This is a genomic window from Cellvibrio japonicus Ueda107 (assembly GCF_000019225.1).
GTDB classification, from domain to species: domain Bacteria; phylum Pseudomonadota; class Gammaproteobacteria; order Pseudomonadales; family Cellvibrionaceae; genus Cellvibrio; species Cellvibrio japonicus.
On record NC_010995.1, the window covers coordinates 1,162,225 to 1,177,689 of the forward strand.

10 protein-coding genes are annotated in these 15,465 nt (G+C 52.6%); 5 read left to right on the forward strand and 5 right to left on the reverse strand.

The annotated features are described in order from the left end of the window. Position 1: 1 nt before the first annotated feature. Positions 2 to 967 carry an alpha-E domain-containing protein gene (locus CJA_RS04850; protein WP_012486635.1) on the forward strand — a complete coding sequence of 322 codons (966 nt, stop codon included), beginning with the start codon at positions 2 to 4 and terminating at the stop codon, positions 965 to 967. 597 nt (positions 968 to 1,564) lie between these two features. After that, positions 1,565 to 4,237, forward strand: coding sequence for a glycosyl hydrolase family 18 protein (locus CJA_RS04855; RefSeq protein ID WP_012486636.1), 2,673 nt, complete (start codon positions 1,565 to 1,567; stop codon positions 4,235 to 4,237). A gap of 222 nt (positions 4,238 to 4,459) precedes the next feature. Here CJA_RS04855 and cls read toward each other — a convergent pair whose 3' ends face one another. After that, on the reverse strand, positions 4,460 to 5,920 hold the full coding sequence (gene cls, locus CJA_RS04860; RefSeq protein WP_012486639.1) for a cardiolipin synthase: 1,461 nt from the start codon (positions 5,918 to 5,920) through the stop codon (positions 4,460 to 4,462). A gap of 42 nt (positions 5,921 to 5,962) precedes the next feature. Beyond that, the gene (locus tag CJA_RS04865) at positions 5,963 to 6,712 is read right to left on the reverse strand and encodes a hypothetical protein (RefSeq protein WP_148208806.1); all 750 of its coding nucleotides are present in this window, start codon (positions 6,710 to 6,712) and stop codon (positions 5,963 to 5,965) included. On the opposite strand from CJA_RS04865, the gene CJA_RS04870 reads away from it, so the two are divergent. Next, complete coding sequence (locus tag CJA_RS04870) at positions 6,711 to 7,193, forward strand: acyl-CoA thioesterase (protein ID WP_012486641.1); 483 nt, start codon at positions 6,711 to 6,713, stop codon at positions 7,191 to 7,193. The two genes, CJA_RS04865 and CJA_RS04870, sit on opposite strands and share 2 nt — an antisense overlap. A 125-nt stretch (positions 7,194 to 7,318) precedes the next feature. Here CJA_RS04870 and CJA_RS04875 read toward each other — a convergent pair whose 3' ends face one another. Both CJA_RS04875 and CJA_RS04880 read right to left on the reverse strand, forming a co-directional pair. Then, entirely contained in the window at positions 7,319 to 8,206 is an 888-nt protein-coding gene (locus CJA_RS04875) for a transglutaminase family protein (protein WP_012486642.1), read from the reverse strand. Further along, positions 8,203 to 10,806, reverse strand: coding sequence for a circularly permuted type 2 ATP-grasp protein (locus tag CJA_RS04880; RefSeq protein WP_012486643.1), 2,604 nt, complete (start codon positions 10,804 to 10,806; stop codon positions 8,203 to 8,205). Before CJA_RS04880 ends, CJA_RS04875 begins: the two co-directional genes overlap by 4 nt. Positions 10,807 to 11,254: 448 nt before the next feature. On the opposite strand from CJA_RS04880, the gene CJA_RS19710 reads away from it, so the two are divergent. After that, positions 11,255 to 12,682 carry a glycoside hydrolase family 19 protein gene (locus CJA_RS19710; RefSeq protein WP_012486644.1) on the forward strand — a complete coding sequence of 476 codons (1,428 nt, stop codon included), beginning with the start codon at positions 11,255 to 11,257 and terminating at the stop codon, positions 12,680 to 12,682. A gap of 219 nt (positions 12,683 to 12,901) precedes the next feature. Here CJA_RS19710 and CJA_RS19445 read toward each other — a convergent pair whose 3' ends face one another. Beyond that, positions 12,902 to 13,282 (reverse strand): hypothetical protein, encoded by a 381-nt coding sequence (locus CJA_RS19445; protein ID WP_012486645.1) that lies wholly within the window; start codon positions 13,280 to 13,282, stop codon positions 12,902 to 12,904. Here CJA_RS19445 and CJA_RS04900 point away from each other — a divergent pair. Beyond that, positions 13,263 to 15,386 carry a PQQ-dependent sugar dehydrogenase gene (locus tag CJA_RS04900; protein WP_158304052.1) on the forward strand — a complete coding sequence of 708 codons (2,124 nt, stop codon included), beginning with the start codon at positions 13,263 to 13,265 and terminating at the stop codon, positions 15,384 to 15,386. The two genes, CJA_RS19445 and CJA_RS04900, sit on opposite strands and share 20 nt — an antisense overlap. Positions 15,387 to 15,465 lie beyond the last annotated feature (79 nt).

The following is a 15,465-nucleotide window of genomic DNA, read 5'->3' on the forward strand; positions in this document are numbered from 1 at the left end:
GATGTTATCGCGTGTTGCAGAACGTATTTATTGGTTGGGCCGCTACATGGAGCGCAGTGAAAATACCGCGCGCCTGGTGAATGTAAACTCCAACCTGCTGCTGGATTTGCCCAGTGGTGTGCGCGTGGGTTGGGGATCGCTGATCGATATCAGTGGAACGCGCTCCTACTATGAACGCGACACCCAGCAGGCCGATGAAAAAACTGTCGTGAATTTTATCCTGGCGGATAAAAACAACCCGGCGTCGCTGATTAACTCGCTCAGCTTTGCCCGTGAAAACTCGCGTATTACCCGCGAGATCATGCCTATGGAAGCCTGGGAACTGGTGAATGACCTTTACCACTTTATCCGCGATCGTGTCGATAAGGTAACCTCGCGCCGCGATCGCGCCACTATCCTCCTGCATGTGATCAGCAATGTGCAGCAATTCACCGGGCTACTTGCCGGTTGCATGAGCCACAACAATGCCTATGACCTGATCCGTATCGGCCGCAACCTGGAGCGCGCCGATATGAGTACACGTATTGTGGATGTGGGCCTGGTCAACCTGCTGCCCCATTTGTCGATTGGTGGTACGGAAGTATTGGAGCCCTACGACAATATTTTGTGGATGAGTGTGTTGCGCTCACTCAGTGGTTACCAGATGTATCGCCAGCAGGCGCGCGATCGGGTCAATGCCAACGCGGTGGTGAAATTCCTGTTGCAGAGCGAAGACTTCCCGCGCGCAGTAGCCCATTGCCTCAAGCAACTGGAGTTGTGCCTATGGGGGCTACCCAACAGTGAAAACGTATTGGCCTGTATTGTCAGCTTGCAGCAAAAAATTGAACTGGCGAATCTCGATGAGCTGCTGCAACAGGGATTGCATGAATACATTGATGAGATCCAATTGGAAATTGGTAATCTCCACTTCCGAATTGCCGAAACCTGGTTTTTACCCCAGGTGATGGCTCCCGTGTCAGCTGCCTGATTAGTTCCGCGCTAGTTAGCCTGACGTTTGTCTCTGAGCTTTAGCCCGCGTATGCGGGCTTTTTTATGGCGTCCTATCCCTGGCTGCCACCCTTCGGGCCGTCGCTGCACGACGTTGAAAATGGCTCCCGGCCATTTTTTATGGCGTGCCATCCCTGGCCGCCACCCTTCGGGCCGCCGCTGGCGCGGCGTTAAAAATTTCTCCCGGAAATTTTTTATGGGTATTTGTCAAGGTGTGTAAGGTTTTGTTTGACAACGTTGTCTCTTGGGCGTAAGTTACGCTATCGCGGTTAGTGCTGGGCAAGGGACGATGGATATCGTCAACAATAAATTTCAGTACCCGCCGGTGGCTGCCATTGCCCGACAGAGGCAAATCACACCCTAATCTCCATGCAGCCCCCCATTCCAATATGTATGACTTTTTTCACGTCAGTGAAGGATCTTGTGCTGCCTGAAAAAAAGCAGGGCCTTGCCCTGGCCTCAAGGAGGCTACTGGTTCCAGTAGTGATGTACCCGGGAAATTCGATAAAGCAAAGGGATCACAACAACAAACTTGAATAGACACAGGTACATGTGTCTTTAACGACTGGAGAAAACCATGAGAAAGATCTTCACGCTGGCCATGTTAGGCTCGGCTGCCCTATGGGCCGCGTCAAGTCAGGCCTACGATTGCACGAATGTACCGCAATATGCCAATGGCAGTAGCTATGCCACAGGCGCCATTGTTAAAAACCAGGGCAATGCCTATCAATGTACAGTAGGTGGTTGGTGTACGGTTGGCGGCCCTTATGAACCGGGTGTGGGCTGGGCTTACACCAATGCCTGGAGTGGTCTGGGCGCTTGTAACAGCACGGGCAGCTCTTCGGTGGCCTCCTCTGTTATTTCTTCCGTTCAATCCTCTTCTGTCCAATCCTCGGTGATATCGTCTGTTAGCTCAGTGAGTTCATCCGTTGTGGTTTCATCGTCCGTTGTTTCCTCGGTTATTTCATCCAGTTCATCGTCGATTGCATCGAGCTTGTCGAGCGCCAGTTCGAGTGTGATTGTGTCGGGCAATGAGGCCTGCCGACCCGATGGCTTGTATCGCACGCCGGGGCAGGATGTTCCCTATTGCTCGGTGTACGACAGTGAGGGCCGTGAAAAAATGGCGATTGATCGCCGCATTATCGGTTACTTCCCCAGTTGGCGCCTGGGGGCTAATGGCACACCGCGTTACCTGGCCAACAATATCCCCTGGGGCAAGATTACCCACATCAATTACGCGTTTGCGCATATTGAAAACAATAAAATTTCGGTGGGAGATGTGACCAGTCCCAGCAACCCATCGACAGGTCTCACCTGGCCTGATGTACCCGGTGCAGAGATGGACCCAAGCTTGTCTTATAAAGGGCATTTCAACCTGTTAACCAAATTTAAAAAGCAATACCCGCAAGTGAAGACCATGATTTCTGTCGGCGGTTGGGCGGAAACCGGCGGTTATTTTGACGGCAACGGCGAGCGTGTTGCGAGTGGTGGTTTTTACACCCTCACCGACAGCCAGGCCAATATCGATACCTTTGCCGATTCTGTCGTGGCGTTCTTGCGCACCTACCATTTTGACGGGGCCGATATCGATTACGAATATGCTACCTCGATGAAAGATGCGGGCAATCCGGCTGACTGGTCCATTGCCAATGCGCGCCGTGCAAAACTCATGAGTGGCTATGTGGCGTTGATGAAAACCCTGCGTGAAAAACTGGATGCTGCCTCGGTACAGGATGGCAAACATTATTTGCTAACCGTTGCGGCCCCATCGTCCGGTTACCTGCTGCGCGGTATGGATATGTACCAGGTGACCCAATACCTCGATTACGTGAATATCATGAGCTACGACCTGCACGGTGCCTGGAACGAATTTGTCGGTCCGCAAGCCCCGTTGTTTGACGATGGCAATGATGGTGAATTGCAAAAGTGGAGCTTCTACAGCGCTTACGGTATCGGCTATTTGAATACCGATTGGGGCTACCACTATTTCCGCGGCTCCATGCCTGCCGGGCGCATTAATATCGGTGTGCCTTATTACACGCGCGGCTGGCGCGATGTCAGCGGTGGCACCAATGGCTTCTGGGGTAAATCGCCTACCAGCAACCAGTGTGCGGTTGGGTTAACCGTGTGCGGTAAGGGCGCTGTCGGCATCGACAATATTTGGCACGACATAGAAAACGGAGCCGAAGTTGCAGCAGGTGCAAACCCCATGTGGCATGCGAAAAACCTGGAGCGCAATATTGCTGCCAGTTACCTGTCGGCATACAACCTGAGCGCCGCAAATCTGGTTGGTACCTACCAGCGTTTCTACGATCCGGTGACGGTAAGCCCCTGGTTGTGGAATGCCACTACCAAAGTCTTTATTTCGACCGAAGATGAAGAATCACTGCGCACCAAGGCTGATTATGTGATCGATAAAGGCATTGGCGGCATTATGTTCTGGGAGTTGTCCGGCGACTTTGCCTGCCCGAATGATCCCACTCAGGCGTGTACGGTAGGGGATACCATGACCACGGTACTCTACGAAAAATTTGCCGATACCAGTGTTTACGGGGCGCGCAAAGCCAATCGCACCATGCCGACAGAAACGCTCGCCATGAGTTTCAGCTTGGGTGATTACCCGGTGGGTGACAGCAATTTCCCGATTACCGGAAAACTGACACTCACCAACAATTCCCCCCTGACCATTCCCGGTGGTGCGGTGTTTGAGTTTGATTACGGTACCTCTGATACCGGTAATATTGGCGATCAATCCGGACTGGCTATTCAAAACATTGAGGTCGGCCACACCGGTAATAACATCGGCACAGGTCTGGATAGCGATTTTAACCGCGCGCGTTTCAGCCTGCCCGGTTATGAAACCCTGGCCCCCGGTGCGAGCAGAACCTTTACCTTTACCCAAAAGCTGCCGACCAGTATGTATTCCAACTGGACGGTGACCTTTGGCGGTAAAACCTATGCCTTGAGTTTTGATTATGCGCGCGGTGCGGTGCTGGCAACCTCTTCCAGCAGCTCATCATCAAGCAGTTCAACAGGTAACAGCTCTTCCTCCAGCTCCAGCAGTACCGGCAGTTGTACGGACGGTGTCAATGTCTACCCCAACTGGCCACAGAAAGATTGGGCGGGCAATCCCTCCCATGCCGTTGGTGGTGACAAGATGGCTTACCAAGGCTCGGTGTATCGCGCTAACTGGTGGACCAACTCGATTCCGGGAAGTGATGGTTCCTGGACGTTTGTGTGCAGCGATTAAATCGTGCTGCTATAAGGTGTTGTAATAGGTTGTTGTAAAAGACACCATCCCAAAAGGCCAGCAATTGCTGGCCTTTTTTACAGGGCATAATTTATTCATCAACCCGGATTTTTTTACCCGTTATAACCGATAGTTTTTGCTGCGTTCGACTTGGGTGCATTTGCGCATCGGCATTTACCAAAATACACAATAGGCGGATGGGTTCGTACTGATATAAGTCCGTTAAATCAATGGGCTGAACAAGTGGGTAATATTTTCCAGCAGGCGTGAAAAACGCCCGCGCTGTTGCCAGCGATGCAAGTCCAATCGTTTGGCCTGGTGACGATAATCGTTCACGATCTGGGCCAGGCGTTTGGCTGTGGGCTTGTCATAAATAATCATGGTCATTTCAAAATTCAACCAGAGGCTGCGCAAGTCCATATTGACCGTGCCAAAAAAAGCCAGCTGACGGTCGATAATCACACACTTGGTGTGCAGCAGCCCTTGTTCAAATTGATAAATATGCACACCGGCTTTCATCAATTTATCAAAGTAAGAATGGCCTGCATGGCGCGCCAGGAATGAATCGACTTTCCTGGGTAAAATCAGGTTGACGCTAACCCCGCGGCGCGCGGCAATAATCATCGCCTGTTCGAGCGCTTCACCGGGAACAAAATAGGGCGTGACTATATCCACCTGGCGTACAGCCGAATAAATGCCCTGTAACAGGCTTTGCAGGATACTGTCATCCAGGTTATCTGGCCCTGAGGGCGCCACCTGGGCGACAGTTTTATCGCGGCGAATGTCTATCTTGTGCTCCACCAAGGGAAGTTCCTGCTGGGTTTCTATATTCCAGTACCAGCGAAATACCGCATCAAATACATTGACGATGGGGCCCTGGATTCGCGCCATTAAATCGATCCATTCCCCTACATCCAGAGATTTTTTAAACAGGCTGGGATCAATCAAATTAAAGCTGCCCATATAGGCGACACGATTATCGATGACCAGGGTTTTACGATGGCTGCGCAGGTCATAGCGCGCGAGCTTGGCGGGAATCAATCGAATCGGGCAGGCTTTGATTAGTTCGATATTGGGGTGCACCAGTTTTTTCACCAGCGACGATTTAAAAAATGCAGCGCTGCCTACCGCATCGAGCATGATACGACAGCGGACACCACGCCCTGCAGCGTCCAGTAAGGCATCGGCTACCTGGTCTGCGATACCACCGGGATGCCAAATATAAAACTCCATATGGCAGCTAATTTCTGCAGTGCGGATATCGGCACACATGGCATCAATAGTGGTTTTGGCAGATTGCAGGAATTCCAGGTCATTCCCACCCAATACCGGAATGCCTGCGGTTTGAAACTCCAGCCTGGCCAGTGCCAGGCTGGCCGGGTGGAAGTTATGCCAGGCTTGCTTGATGCCATCCATACGGCGCAGCGCTGGAATTTGCTGCGTTTGCCTTAATCGTTCGCGGCGATGGACATGGCGCACACCCAGGTAGCGCTCCCCAAACAATAAATAAAGTCCCACGCCCAGGTAAGGTAATAGCGCCAATACCAGTAACCAGGCCAGGGATGCTCCCACCGGTAAACGCTGCATAATCACACGCACAGCAAAAATAATCACCAAGGCAAAGTGCAGCAGGATCATGGCTTGTTGAATGATGCTGATCAGCATCCAGATGGAGTCACGCATATGATCCCTATTGGCTATTCTGTCGTGATGATATCTGTCGGGTTAATCGAAGGTCAGACCGGTACTGAGATAAAGGTTCCAATAATTTGCCTTGCTTTCCCCCGGGCGACCAAAATGCTGCCAGTCGATACCAATACCGATCAACCAATGTTTTACCGGTTGTAAACCAAACTCTGCATTGCCTTCAAAGAAATATTCGTCATCGTCTTTTAACGGATCTTTAAATCTAAACGAACCATGTCCAAGGCCCAGGGCGCCGATAATGTAGGTATTGGAGGAAAAAATTTCCGGATTGTGGACAATACCGGCAAACCCTGCTGAAAATGTTCTTACTTTGGCATCCGGTATGGGGTGGTCAATCTGGGTGATATTTTCCTGCAGGCTGATATAAAACGGTGACGCGATCAGGCGGGCACCGATGCTGCGCTCAAAATGCATGTCGTATTTCTGATAAGTATTATCGTAAAGCGCAAACTCGTCTTCATCGGCATCGATAAAACCCCAGGGGGCATATTTCACTTGCAGAACCACTGCCCCGGGTGAAGGAGTATATTCCTGGGCCCAGGTTGGTACTGCCCAGCCCATCAGGACGATAAGGAAAATAGTGCGGTGTAAACCCGACATGGGTAAATCCTTGGACGTTTGGTATTCATGGCCTATGTTAGCAGGTTTATAAAGTTGGCCTAAACCGGCAGGGGTGGTAGCCGTTGTGGCGTTATGGCGTGTATATTGCCATGACTGCTTTAACTCATTGGTTCCCTTCTCTTTGGTTTTCACAGGAATATACATCATGCCTGGCACTGAGCGATCCCTGACCCTGCGTTTTTTGGCAGAGCCGACCGACATTAATTTTGGTGGCAAAGTACACGGTGGTGCGGCCATGAAGTGGATCGACCTGGCGGCTTATGCCTGCGCATCGGCCTGGAGTGGAAAATATTGCATCACGGCTTATATGGGCGGCATGCGTTTTGTGAAACCTATCCATGTCGGGCATATGGTGGAAGTGGATGCAAAAGTGATCTACACCGGGCGCACCTCCATGCACCTGGGGATTGAGGTGCGTTCAGGGCCTCCGACCTCCGTTACAAAAGAGCTGACAACCCATTGTGTAGCGATCATGGTTGCAGTCGATGAACAGGGGCGCCCGACACAGGTGCCGGAATGGGTGCCGCAAACCCAAGAGGATATTGCGATGCGCGAATCGGCGATTCGCCTGATACAAATGCGTGCACAAATCGCCGATGAAATGCAGTCGTACTTATCCAGTGTTTAAGCTGGCGGGTTTTAGCGGGCGAGGTTCAACGCCATAAAAACACTGTAGAGGTCTTCTGTGTAATTGGCTCTGCTATTGCGTTAGAGAATTGGGAATATTGTAGAGCGTGTTAACGGTTTCCCGTATCAGCCCTGGCCAATTCTCTGCACATCGACAGACACGGTCAATTGCGGTGCCTGGCCGCCGCCGAAGATGACACCTTTGAGGGGGGATACATCGGAGTAGTCGCGACCCCAGGCGGTAGTGATGTGTTGCTCGCTGATCATTTTGTTGTTGGTGGGATCGAATTCGTACCAGCCTTCGCCGGGGGAGTAGACTGCAAACCAGGCATGGGTTGCGTCGGCACCGACGAGCTTTTCCTGGCCGGGTGGCGGCAGGGTTTCAAGATAACCGCTGACATAGCGTGCGGGATAACCGAGGGAGCGCAGGCAGCCAATGGCGAGGTGGGCGAAGTCCTGGCAGACACCGCGCTTGTGCTTGAGCACATCGGCCAGTGGTGTGGCGACATCGGAGAACTGTGGGTCGTAGGTGAAGTCGCGGAAAATGCGCTGGGTCAGATCCATCACCGCGGATAAAAAGGGACGGTCGTCGCCAAAGGAGCTCTGGGCATAATCAGCGAGATCAGCATGCTGCTGTACCATGGGCGAGTTGAGCATGAATTCGCGCGCGCTCAATGTTTGCAAGTCATGGCTATTTTTCAGCAGGTATTTGACATAGGTGCAAGGGTTGCCGAAATCGAGGTTAATATTGGTGACGGGCTCCTGCACCTGAAGATGGCTGGTAACAGTCAGATCCAGTTCCTGGTGATCCTTCTCGATGGAAAATTGTAAAAAGGCATTGCCAAAATAATCGTGCCGCGTGTTGTGCATAGTGGCGTTGGGCGAAATGTTGATTTCACTTTTTTCCACCAGCTGGGTATTGGTGTCGCGCGGTAATACATAGGCGAGGTTGTAGCAATTGCTGACCGGCAGGGCGTATTGGTAACGGGTGCTGTGGCGGATAATGTATTTCATAGCTGCTCCTGCCACTCGGTATTTTTCACCAACAGTTGTGGGCCCTGAGTGTGGTCGAAGTAGCGTTGGCTGATAGCCTTGGCGGCGCTGCTAATCAGGTATTGTACACGCGCAAGCAGCTGATCCAAATCTTCACGGACACCGCTTTTACTACCCACCAGTTTTTTAATATCACTTAATTGAATAGCGGTGGTGGCTTCGAGCAGGAATTTGCTTTCCTGGCTCAGGCGATCGCGGTTGCCGGGCAGGTCACTGAAGTGCATTTCCAATTGTGCCAGCTGGTAAATCAGCGAGCGTGGGTTGCGGCTGTTGAGCAAGATCATTTCGAGTCCGTTTTCGATATTAATTCCGTTTTGATAGTAGCGGCGGTAATTGATCAGGGCCTCGCCGCTGAGCAGGGCGGACTCAATCAACACTTCTTGGCCCAGTTCATCAAAGCGCGGTGTGAGCAGGGAGCGCAGGCTGCTGACAATTTGTAAGGCGCGCTCCATGCGGCGCCCCATTTCCATAAAGTGCCAGCCATTGTCGCGCGTCATGCTGTCATGGATGAGCCCGGTCAATGCCAGGAGTGATGTCACCAGGTGCGCCTGTACTTCTTCTGAACTGGCGAGGCCGCTCTCGTTGATCAGGTTGCGCATTTGTTCGAGCCGGTCGCCAATGTCGTTGATAACCCGCTGGGTATCACTGGAGAGCTGTTCTTTTACCTGCTCAGAAGAGCGAATCATCGCAATCAGGTTATTGGCCACACTGCCAATGCGCTGGTTGTCGATCAGGATTGACATCAATTCAGGTTCCGGGCTATCGAACAGGGTGGGGTTCAGGCTGGCAAAACCCGGATAGGTTGACGTGACATGGGTAATAGCACTGAGCAGCGCACAACAAATATTTCCCGGTAAGGCTTCGGTGCGATTGAGCTGTAGGGCGACGGTGCGCAACAGGCGCAGGGCTGATTCAGCGCGTTCGGCGTAGCGGCCCATCCAGAACAGGTTTTCGACAACGCGACTGGGGAGTTCGTTGCTGTTGTCGAGCGGGGTTTGCAAATCGGGATTGCGCAGGCTAACGCGCTTTTCCGGCTCCGATGCCAATACCCAGGTATCCTTGGAAACGGAGCCGCGCTGGTTGGAAATAATTTTATTGCCTGCATCCAGGTTGACCCGTGTTAATCCGCCGGGCATTACCGCGTAGCCGTTGTCGGTGGCAACAGCAAAGGTGCGCAGGATAGAGGCACTGGGTTTTAGTTGCCCCTGGTGCCAACTGGGTGTTGTGGAGCAGGGGACGTATTCCTGGGCAACAAACTGGTAGGGGTTTTTGCGGATGCGGTTTTGCCAGGCTTGCAGTTTGGTGTCGTCCAGCTCTGCACCATACACTTCATAAAGGCCGGGGCGGCGATAAGTGGGTTTGATCAGTAAGTTTTTTAAATTGGCGCAGACATATTCCAGGTCTTTGCTATCGCCACACCACCAGGTTTTTACACTGGACATTTTCAATTCGCGGCCAATCAGTGCGCGCGCGATATCTGGCAGGTAGCGCAGCAGTGCGGGGTTTTCCAGCACATTGGAACCGAGCGGGTTGGCAATTGCCACATGGCCCATGCGTGCAACTTCCAGTAAACCGGGAACACCTAATTGTGAATCGCCTTTTAACTCCACCGGGTCGCAATACACATCATCCACGCGCCGCAAAATAACATCGACACGTTTTAGACCGTCCAGGGCTTTCATCCAGACATAGCCATTGCGGACACTCAGGTCGCTGCCTTGTACCAATTGGAAGCCGAGGTAATTGGCGAGATAGGCGTGTTCGAAATAGGTTTCGTTATAGGCGCCGGGGGTGAGCACAACAATGCGCGCCAATCCGCCATTGGGATTGAGCGCCTGCAACTTTTGGCGCAGGCGTGCAAAAAATAATGAGAGGCGGTGCACATGGCTGTCGCGAAACAAACTGGGAAACACCCGGTTCATCACCGTGCGGTTTTCCAGGGCATAACCCGCACCGGAAGGCGCCTGGGTTCGGTCGGCCATTACGCGCATATGCCCATCGGGGCCGCGCACTAAATCCACACCGTGCAAAATTAATTGTTGTGCACCGGGCAATTTGATCTGGTTGCAGGGGCGCAGGAATCCCTGGTGGGAAAATAATAATTCCGGTGGAATGACACCCTGGCGAATCAGTTTCCGGTCACTGTAAATGTCTTGCAGCAATAAGTTAAACACGTCGGCGCGCTCAACCAGCATGGCTTCAGTTGTTTCCCATTCATCGCTGCTGATCAGCAGTGGTACCGGGTTGAGTTGCCAGGTTTGGTTGGTGTTGGGTTCGTCATAAACTTTATAGGTAGCACCGTCGTCACGCAGGATACGACTGGCTTTTTGCTGCCGTTCGTTGATCTGCTCGGGGCCCATGTTATGAAGGCTGTTGAGCAGGTATTCCCAATGGGCGCGAACGTGCCCCTCCCTGTGATATGCCTCGTCCACGCCCTGAATCAGGGCAGGGTATTCTGCTGGGGGCACTGCGGGTGTGCTCAAGCGTACTAAAGGTGTATTGACCTGGATTTCCATAAGGCGGAATAGATTCTTATCAATGGAGCCTGTACGGGGCAACATAGCCTGACAGCACAGGTCTCTACACAGTGAATAGTCAAAGTCATTAAACGGAAACTACCGTGAAATGGCAAGGATTAACTGCACAGATTGTTCCAGGCAGACAGGTGTATACCTATTCGGTGCAATCCGACGGGTATAACACTTGCGCCAGGCGGCAGTCCTCATAATAGCCAGTGCCAATACCAGCGGAAAAAAGTCGAACCTCGAATCCAGGAGTTGCAGTTCACGGATTACGCAAACTGGGACTGGCCATTCTGCAATGATTATTTGATGATTTACGAGTACCTTCCTGCGTAACCGGACGCATTTCCCTTCGACAGGGATTATCAGGCAGGAGGGTTCGCTTCCATTTTATTCCATAACAATAATTGAACTGGACACGCAGCTCATCCAGAGGACAAGTGCCTGGGACTTGGCGCTCACGATTAAACTAATGAGGACAACAACCATGCGTACTTTTCTAACAGGTTTACAACAATATTACTCGCGGCTATTCATCGCCGGTTTCCTGCTTTGGGGGCTTGCCCTCCCTTCACAGGCAGTGGTGTTCCAGGCCGAGAACTATACGAATTTCTACGATACCAGCCCCGGTAATAGTGGCGGTGCCTATCGCAGCGATGCCGTGGATATTGAGATCACCAATGATTCGGGGGGCGGCTACAACGTCGGCTGGATAGAGGCGACAGAATGGCTGGTGTACAGCGGCCTTTCGATTCCTGCCAGCGGTAACTACACCATTCGCTTGCGCGTTGCCAGTCCCTCGGGCGCTACGGCCTCCGTGGACTTAAATGGCGGGGCGATCCAGTTGGGGAATTTTTCAATCCCGGCAACCGGAGGCTGGCAAAACTGGACCACGGTTAGTCGCACGGTCTATATCAATGCCGGTACCTACAATCTGGGGGTTTTCGCCCAGACGGCAGGTTGGAATTTTAACTGGATTGAAGTGGTTGGCAGTGGTGGCGGTACCACCGGCCTGGTAACGGTTTACGAGCATTGCAACTACGGCGGTTGGTCGGCTGGTTTCAATACCGGCTCCTTTGATGTCAATGCTATGACTGCCCTGGGCGCGCGCAATGACCAGGTATCGTCGATTCGTGTTGCCGCTGGTTATGAGGCGGTATTGTTCGAAAACTGGGATTTCTCCGGTGCGTCGGTGACGGTCAGGGGCGACAGCAGCTGCCTCAGCAATTTCAATGATCGGACATCCTCCATCATCGTGCGTGCAACAACCGGCAACCCTCCGGCGACCGGGTTTAGCGCTATTGTGAGCGAAGCCCAGTTCAACCAGATGTTCCCCAATCGCAATCCCTTTTACACCTATGCAGGTTTGGTAGAGGCCGCAAAAACCTATCCGGCATTTGCAGGTACGGGTGATACAGCGATGAAAAAACGTGAAGCGGCGGCGGCACTGGCGAACTTCTCGCACGAAACGGGCGGACTGGTTCATGTGACGGAAATTGCCCAGGGCGAATACTGTGGCGATTGGGATGGCAACCCGGCAACCTGCCCCTGTGCACCGGGCAAGCGCTATTACGGTCGAGGCCCAATCCAGTTGAGCTGGAATGGCAACTACTGCGCGGCAGGTGATGCCCTTGGTTTGAATTTGCGTGCCGATCCCGATTTGGTTCAGCGCGATGCCAAGGTGGCCTGGCAGACAGCACTCTGGTTCTGGATGACGCAATCCGGTGCCGGTTTCCGCCCGGCGCATAGCTCCATTGTGAATGGTAATGGTTTTGGTGAGACCATCCGCACCATCAATGGCTCGTTGGAATGCAATGGCGGTAACCCTGCCCAGGTGCAGAGCCGTATCAATGAGTTCAACCGTTTCCTGAATATCCTGGGCACGACTGCGGGGGCGGGCAATATCGGTTGTTAACATAATTCAGTGGCAGTGAACCCCGGGGTTCACTGCCACTGCTTCCTGTGTTTACCTTTGCAAACCTTCCGGTGAGACTCTGTGGTATCCATTTGAATTTGGTAATAGTGATGGCGGGCTGGATCAGCGACTGCTATTGCAGACGAGTGGTATTGAGTTCATGGAGTGAGGGGCGTTTAATGGACGCTCCGTTATACGGAGTTATTGGCCGTTGCTCCCTCACATTAATTCGATATCTGGAAGGAATGTTGCAATGTCACCTATAAAAATAATTACCATCATCGCGACCGTGTTCTTTGTTGTAGCTTGTGGAGGTTCTGGTGGCAGTTCCGGTTCGGGGACTTCTTCTTCAGCACAGGTTATATCCTCTGTGTCTTCTGCAATAAATAGTAGTTCCAGCGTCACATCCTCGTCATCTTCTTCCGTAAGCAGTCTTTCCAGTGCGACTGTATCGAGCAGTTCGCTTTCGTCTATATCGTCCAGTAGCAGCCAGTTATCCAGTTCAAGTAGTGTGATCAGCTCATCCAGCGCCAGCAGTTCATCCAGTGACAGCTCTGCGCCGGTGCGGGTTGAATCGGGTTTGGCTACACGTGCTGCCAACAACAGCTGCCACGCGCCGGAGATACCGCCGTCTGCATTGGGCAATTACAGTTTTGAATGGGTGACTGTGCCCTCCGGAGTCAATGACCCGATTTATTTGGCCCAGGCACCCGGTGTGGATGATCGCTACTATGTGGTGGAAAGACCCGGACGTATTCGCAGTTTTGTATTGGGTGATGCAAATGCAAGCCTGGCGGTCGATTTTTCCAGCCAGGTTGTCACCACCGGTGAGGGTGGTGCCCTGGGATTGGCTTTCCATCCGGATTTTGCAGCCAATCGCTATGCCTATGTTTTTTTCACCGCCTCGCGCCAAACCTACAACATCAGCGATAGCAATGTGTCCATGGTGAGTGTTGTACGCCGCTATACCGTGTCTAGCGACGGCCTCAGTTTTACCCAGCCGGTTGATATATTGGCTCCGTTGAATGCAAGTGATACACGCTTGAATCAACGCTGGACCAACCACAAGGGGGGATGGATTGGTTTTAGCCCTATCGATGGCTATCTCTATATTGCGCTGGGCGATCGCGGGGAGGGGCCGGGTGGTGTTCCCCTCGCCAATAATTTTGCGCATATCGCACAGGATGTAACGTCACTACACGGAAAAATATTGCGTATTGATGTCGACACAGGATCGCCCTATGGCATTCCGGCGGATAATCCCTTTGCCCATGGTGGCGGTGCGGCAGAAATTTTTGCCTGGGGTTTTCGCAATCCCTGGCGCTCCAGTTTTGATCGCCTGACCGGTGACCTCTGGGTGGGAGATGTCGGTGAAGGCGAGCGCGAAGAAATCAATAAAGTGGTGCTGGGCGGCAATTATGGCTGGCCATTCCGCGAGGGCAATTATGACCGTTGCAATAATTGTGTTAATGGCCAGCAATCCCTGGCACCGGTTGTGGATTTGTCGCACAGCGATGGTTGGGTAGCGGTTATTGGTGGTTATGTATATCGCGGCGCCGCCATGCCGGAGTTACAGGGGCGCTATATTTTTGGTGATTTTATTCGCTCCGGTGTAACGACGATTTCCTACGATAATGACGGCGAACCTTTTGCCGAAGATCTGGTGCCTTCCGGCGGTTCGTCCCCCGGTTTTTCCGAAGACAATGCGGGCAATATCTGGCGCATCCATTCCTGGGGTGGCTTTGAACGCCTGGCGCGTACCAGTGCGCCTGCGGCGGATAATTTTCCTGAGCGCTTGAGTGAGACAGGGTGTTTCGAACCGCAGGATATACACACACCGGTGCCCGGTGTGGTTGCCTATGATATCAACAGCCCACTCTGGTCTGATGGTGCAGCCAAGGAGCGCTATTTCGCGTTGCCGAATGACACAGAGATCAGTATCCAGGAAAACCATGATTGGGCCTTTCCTATTGGCAGCGTGTTAATTAAAACCTTTTTATTGCAAGGCAGCCCGGTTGAAACGCGCTTATTGGTCAGGCACAGCAACGGCCAGTGGGCGGGGTATTCCTATGAGTGGAATGACGCGGGAACCGATGCGGTTTTACTGGCATCGGGCAAAACCAAATGGGTAGCAGGACAATGGTGGCACTATCCCTCGCGCGCCCAATGTATGAATTGCCATACTGCACCCAATGGCAACCCCGCTGCTGAGCGGGTACTGGGATTGGAAACCGCGCAAATCAATCGCGATTTTATTTACCCCGGCAACCTGATCGCCAATCAAATCCAAACCCTGGCGAGTGTTGGCTACTTCGCTGAAAATCCGGGCGCGCATGGGGAGCTGGTGCAAATGCCCAATCCGTTATCAACGGATGGTGATCCGGGTACGCGTGCACGCGCCTATTTACACAGTAACTGCGCCAACTGCCATCAGCCCAACGGGCCGGGGCGCGGCGGTATGGATTTCCGCTATACAACGGATTGGCTGGCAGGACATTATTGCAACCAGATTCCATCGTTTGGCAATTTGGGTATTGCTGATGCGCGTTTGTTAAAACCGGGGGTGGCAGGTGAATCGATTATCCCCTTGCGCATGGCGCGCACCGATGCCCATCGTATGCCGCCCTTGGGGGTGAGTATTCCGGACGACCAGGGCATAGCGGTGGTTGAAGGATGGATTAATAGTTTGAGTGGTTGTTTATAGTGTTTGCGGGTTTTGTGGCGGGACAAAAAAATAACGGGCTTATGGACCCGTTATTTTTTTATGGCGAATAGGTTTTTCC

Bases quoted from the DNA above. Each gene is read 5' to 3' on its own strand.
- CJA_RS04850 (WP_012486635.1), top strand. From the start codon at position 2: ATGTTATCGCGTGTTGCAGAACGTATTTATTGGTTGGGCCGCTACATG.
- CJA_RS04855 (WP_012486636.1), top strand. From the start codon at position 1,565: ATGAGAAAGATCTTCACGCTGGCCATGTTAGGCTCGGCTGCCCTATGG.
- cls (WP_012486639.1), bottom strand. From the start codon at position 5,920: ATGCGTGACTCCATCTGGATGCTGATCAGCATCATTCAACAAGCCATG.
- CJA_RS04870 (WP_012486641.1), top strand. From the start codon at position 6,711: ATGCCTGGCACTGAGCGATCCCTGACCCTGCGTTTTTTGGCAGAGCCG.
- CJA_RS04865 (WP_148208806.1), bottom strand. From the start codon at position 6,712: ATGATGTATATTCCTGTGAAAACCAAAGAGAAGGGAACCAATGAGTTA.
- CJA_RS04875 (WP_012486642.1), bottom strand. From the start codon at position 8,206: ATGAAATACATTATCCGCCACAGCACCCGTTACCAATACGCCCTGCCG.
- CJA_RS04880 (WP_012486643.1), bottom strand. From the start codon at position 10,806: ATGTTGCCCCGTACAGGCTCCATTGATAAGAATCTATTCCGCCTTATG.
- CJA_RS19710 (WP_012486644.1), top strand. From the start codon at position 11,255: ATGCGTACTTTTCTAACAGGTTTACAACAATATTACTCGCGGCTATTC.